Here is a 4,019-nt window from a genome sequence, read left to right as displayed (position 1 = left end):
CGAAGGACCCGCGCGCGGGGGTCGTCCGCGCCGCCTACGCCCGGCAGGCCGGGCGGCCCCTCCTGAACGACGTCATGACCGCCCTGCGGAGCGACCTTCCCGCCCGCCGCGAGGCCGCCCGGCTCCTCGACCACGACCTCGCGGAGCACCTCACCTTCGACGCCTTCGCCGAGCAGCTCACCGTCAGCCTCGCCTACGCCAACCACGACGACCTCGTCGACGCCAAGCAGACCCGCGACCCCCGGCATCCCGCCGCGCTCCTCGACGCGTTCGGCTACCGCGCCCGCCCCGCCGTCTTCGGACGCTGGGGCCTCCAGATGCGCGTCTTCCAGCCCCGCGAGGGCGTGCGCGGCACCTTCGACGACACCTTCGTCACCTTCCGCGGCACCGAGACCGTCCTGGCGAGTCCCCTCGGGAACGTCACGGGCGCCTCGCGCGAGAGCGCCGTCGACACCGACCTCGGCGACTTCAACCGCCTCGGCGTCGGGTACGGCCAGTACCTCCCCAACGCCGAGCTCGTCGAACGCAACCTCCACGCGGGCGCCCGCGCCTCCCGAGGGGGCCGCGTCGTCGTCACCGGGCACTCCCTCGGCGGGGCCCTCGCGCAGATCGCCGCGAGCCGCGCCCCGGGCGCCGTGCGGCAGGTGCTCACCTGGGCGTCGCCCGGCATCGACCGGGAGGGCGTCCGCGCCATCGACCGCTACAACCTCCACCGCCCCGCGAGAGACCGGGTGCAGGTCCGGCACTACCGCACCACCACGGACGTCGTGCCGCTCGGCGGTCAGGCCAGACTCCCCGGCGAGGTCCGCACCTTCGAACGCTACGAGAACGACGGACACCGCTGGAAACGCGAGGCCGCGCTCTCCGCGCCCACCGTCACGCACAACAACCTCGTCCTCGCGGGCATGCTCGCCCACCAGCCGGGCCCCCTCACGCCCGAACGGCAGGCCCTGCTGAAGTACGGCGCGGTCGACCCGGACGCGCTGAAGCCCGACCCCTCCACGGGTCGGCCCAGCGAGGTCTGGAACGTCCTGCACGACCTCACCCACACGAGGGACGACGTCACCCTGAGCGCCGAAACCGCGCGCCGGGCGGCGCTCCCCGCCCTCTACGGCGCGCGGCTGGAGCGCACCTTCCGCGCGAACCTCGCCTACAACCTCCTGCTGGAGGAGGTCGAGCGGCGCGTCCGCGCCCTCGACCCCGCCCGCCTGCGCCGCGAACGCACCACCCTCGCGGCGGCCCTCGCGCCGATCCGCGCCTGGCTCGAAGCCACCACGGAGATCACCGTCACGCAGGCCGCGCACGACCTGGCGGTGAAGCTCGGCCTCGTGAAGGACACCCGCGAGATGATCGGCCGCGCTGTCCGGACGCCCGTCGGCGCGCGCCTCGTGGACGACCTGCTCGACCGAATGGGGCTCAAGGTGGGGGCGGTGGTGAAGGTGCCGGATCGAGCCACACAGGACCTGCTTTCGGAGCTCTTGCAGCACTGGTACTCCTGGCATCCGGATGGCGAGGATCTGTACCGCGAGGAGAGGAAGTGATGGGCTGGCGAAAGAATTGGCCACTGCTGCTCCTCGTACCGACCTTCGCCTGGTATGCCTTGGCCTGGTGGCCAAGCGTAATGAACATGACAGGAGATCTGATGACCCCAGATAGACCGATGAGTGAGGTTTTTGCAGAGGCCGTTGAGTTCGCGCAGAGGGAGTTTGATTTGGAGCCTCTGCCTTGCGATCCCACGACAACGTTGAAGCGTGAGGGCTTTTTTCAACGTTGTTTCGCCTCCGCGATCAAAGTAGATGAGTTTGCGCAGAGAGTCGCGCAGAAACTGGGCAAGGACTTGTACGCGTCCGACGGATGGCGGGACGATTACGGGCTCCTCAGTGGTGGCTTCGTCTTTCGACATCAGGAACGGTACGAACTCGGATTGTCCTACCAACGACGTGATGCCGGGATCGCTGCCCCGACCTATCAGCAGCTCGAAGAGTACTCCGGCCTCGTCCGCGTCATGATGTCAGTCCGCGACGAGTGAGCCCCCCTCCCTTCCTCCTCGCCCGCTCTACACTGGCCGCATGTGGATCTTTTCGATGCCGGGTACCCTCGACTCGCGCGAGGCGGACCTGGAGACCCTGTGGGACGCGGGCGCGACGGGGCTGGAGGAGCGCGCGGGGCTCGTGCGGGCGTACTTCTCCGAACGCGCGGACCTGCCGCTGGACGGCGAGTGGGCCGAGGAGCCCGAGCAGGACTGGCAGGAGCAGTTCAAGCGGGACCTGAAACCCGTCCCGGCGGGGCGCTTCACGATCGTGGCGCCCTGGCAGACGGCGGAGGTCGCGGCGGGCAGCACGCCCCTCGTGATCGAGGTGGGCATGGCCTTCGGGACGGGGCATCACGCGACGACGCGCATGGCGGTGGAGGCGCTCTCCGAGCTGGACATGAGCGCCGTCGGGCCGGTGGTGGAGGGGCGTCGCCTCGCGCGCGTGCTGGACGTCGGGACGGGCTCGGGTGTGCTGGCGCTCGCGGCGTCCATGCTGGGCGCGGGCCTCGCGGTGGGCGTGGACATCGACCCCATCACGATTCCCGCCGCGTTCGAGAACGCCCGCATGAACGGCTTCACCGACTCGGGCACGGGCGTCGTCACGAACCCGGAGACGGGCGGGAAGCTCCTGTTCGCGGAGGGCACCATCGACGACGCGCTCCTCTCGGAGATCGGCGCGACCGCGTACGACGTGGTCGTCGCGAACCTCTACGCGGAACTGCACGACGTCCTCGTGGGGCAGTACCGGGACGTCATCACGGACGGGGGGCACGTGGTCCTCACGGGCATCCTGACGGACCGCCTGCCGATCGTGCTGGCCGCGCTGGAGCGCGAGGGCTTCTCGGACGCCCGCGTGCGGGAGAGCGGCGAGTGGGCGCTCGTGACGGCGCGCGCGTCATGACGCACCGCGTGCGCGTGGAGGCCCTCGCGGAGCTCGTGACGCTCCCGCCGGGCGAGGCGCGGCACCTGCGGGTGCTGCGCCTCAGGCCGGGGGACCTGGTGCGCGTCTTCAACCGGCAGGGACGCCAGGCGGAGGCAACGGTGGAGCGCGTGCACGACTTCGGCGCGCTGCTGCGGCTCGGCGCGGAGGTGAACGCCACGCCGGAGACGCCCACGCCCGTGACGCTCGCGGTGGCGCTCCTCAAGGGCGACAAGCTCGCGGACGTGGTGCGCGCCTCCACGGAACTCGGCGTGGCGCGCGTGCAGCTCCTCACGACGCGCCACGCGGACGTGCCGGACATCGGCGCGCAGAAGCTCGAACGCCTCCGCCGCGTCGCGGCGGAGGCGAGCAAGCAGTCGCGCCGCGCGGTCGTGCCGGAGGTGCTCGCGCCCATCCCGTTGAAGGAGCTTCAGGCCGTGGGGGAGGGCGCGGGCGGACAGGGCTTCGTCGCGCACGTGGGAAGCTCCGCGCGCCTCACGGAACTCCTCGACTGGTCGGGTAGCGTGACGCTCGTGAGCGGCCCCGAGGGCGGCTTCTCCGACGAGGAGGTGGCCCTGCTGACCTCGCGCGGGTATCACGCGGTGACGCTCGGGAGGCGCGTGCTGCGCGCCGAGACGGCGCCCCTCGCCCTGCTCGGCGCGATCGCCGCGACGGGCGTGTAGGGCCGCGGAAAGGTTGCATTCATGCCTCATTCCAGACCTGTTCGTTCGGCGGCCACGCTCGCCCTGCTGGCGGCGCTCCTGTCGGGGTGCCGCTACACCAGCTTCCCGGTCATCCCGCAGGAGGTGCGCGGCGAGCTCCCGACGCGCCTGTCGGGCGGCAGTCTCGTCCGGCAGGGCCAGGAGCTCGTGCTGAGCGTGCGGCTCGACCCGCGCGGCGGGGGCGGCTTCGTGACGGTCGCGTGGTTCCGCGACGACACGGAACTCGGGCGGGACGCGGTGTACCTCGACGCGAAGGAGCCCGCCGCGACCCTGCGGACCACCGCGCCCGAGCAGGGCAACTACCGCGCGGTCGTGAGCTTCGAGGGGAACGTGCTGCGGCAGTTCG

General features: G+C 71.5%; 5 protein-coding genes. All 5 read left to right on the top strand.

What is annotated here, in order from left to right; translation table 11 throughout:
- A partial coding sequence (locus DEIPI_RS35235) for a Tle-like phospholipase domain-containing protein (protein ID WP_211238230.1) occupies positions 1-1,541 on the top strand: 1,541 nt, incomplete at its 5' end.
- Positions 1,541-2,029: a hypothetical protein gene (locus DEIPI_RS35230; RefSeq protein ID WP_211238229.1), complete on the top strand. Its 489-nt coding sequence runs from the start codon at positions 1,541-1,543 to the stop codon at positions 2,027-2,029. The genes DEIPI_RS35235 and DEIPI_RS35230, both read left to right, overlap by 1 nt.
- A gap of 40 nt (positions 2,030-2,069) precedes the next feature.
- Positions 2,070-2,933: a 50S ribosomal protein L11 methyltransferase gene (locus DEIPI_RS0102535; protein ID WP_027480734.1), complete on the top strand. Its 864-nt coding sequence runs from the start codon at positions 2,070-2,072 to the stop codon at positions 2,931-2,933.
- Complete coding sequence (locus DEIPI_RS0102530; RefSeq protein ID WP_027480733.1) at positions 2,930-3,634, top strand: 16S rRNA (uracil(1498)-N(3))-methyltransferase; 705 nt, start codon at positions 2,930-2,932, stop codon at positions 3,632-3,634. Before DEIPI_RS0102535 ends, DEIPI_RS0102530 begins: the two co-directional genes overlap by 4 nt.
- A 21-nt stretch (positions 3,635-3,655) precedes the next feature.
- Positions 3,656-4,019, top strand: a 364-nt coding sequence (locus tag DEIPI_RS0102525; protein WP_045233511.1) for a hypothetical protein, incomplete at its 3' end; no start/stop codon positions are given.

The sequence above is a fragment of the Deinococcus pimensis DSM 21231 genome (genome assembly GCF_000519345.1).
Taxonomy (GTDB): domain Bacteria; phylum Deinococcota; class Deinococci; order Deinococcales; family Deinococcaceae; genus Deinococcus_A; species Deinococcus_A pimensis.
The sequence above is the reverse complement of the archived record's forward strand: the minus strand, read 5'-3'. Positions and strand labels throughout refer to the sequence as shown.